Source organism: Streptomonospora sediminis, from assembly GCF_054778995.1.
Genome location: NZ_BAAGYZ010000151.1, coordinates 1 through 615 on the forward strand (window position 1 = coordinate 1; position 615 = coordinate 615).

General features: G+C 73.2%; 1 protein-coding gene. It reads right to left on the reverse strand.

Annotated elements, in window-relative coordinates; genetic code table 11:
• The coding region (locus ACYVD5_RS27930) for an IS110 family RNA-guided transposase (protein ID WP_461004162.1) at positions 1–615 on the reverse strand (615 nt) is incomplete at both ends.

Genomic DNA, 615 nt, shown 5'->3' on the forward strand with positions numbered 1-615 from the left:
TCGCGCAGCATGGCGAACAGCACGTCGCAGCGCCTGCGGGCCAGGCAGAGCAGGGCCTGGTTGTGGTGCTTGCCGTGGGCGGTCTTGCGGTCGTAGTAGGCCCGCGAGGGCGGATGGGACAGCGAGGCGAACGCCGCCAGGAACAGGGCGCGTTTGAGCTGCTTGTTGCCCCTGCGGGCCGGGTTCTCGCCCTTAATGGAGCTGCCCGAGGCCCGCGTAGCCGGCGCCAGGCCCGCATACGAGGCCAGATGGGCGGCGGAGGCGAAGGCGGACCCGTCACCCACCTCGATCAGCACGCGCGCGCCGGTCCTGGCCCCGATGCCCGGCATCGAGGTCAGGACTTCCGAAAGAGGGTGGGCCTCCAGCAGGGCCTCGATCTCGGCGGCGATGCGGGTGCGCTGCTCCATCGTGGTGCGCAGGCTCTGGGCGAGGTTGGCGATGACGACGGCGGCGGCCTCGGTTCCGGCCACGGTCACCGTCTGCTCCTCCAGCGCGGCGACGATGTCCGCGGCCAGGCGGCGGGCCATGCGCGGCGCGTGGGGGCGCAGGAGCTCGGCCAGCCGGTCCCGCCCCGCCTGGCGGATCCGGTCGGGGGTCGGATGGTGCTGCAGGAGT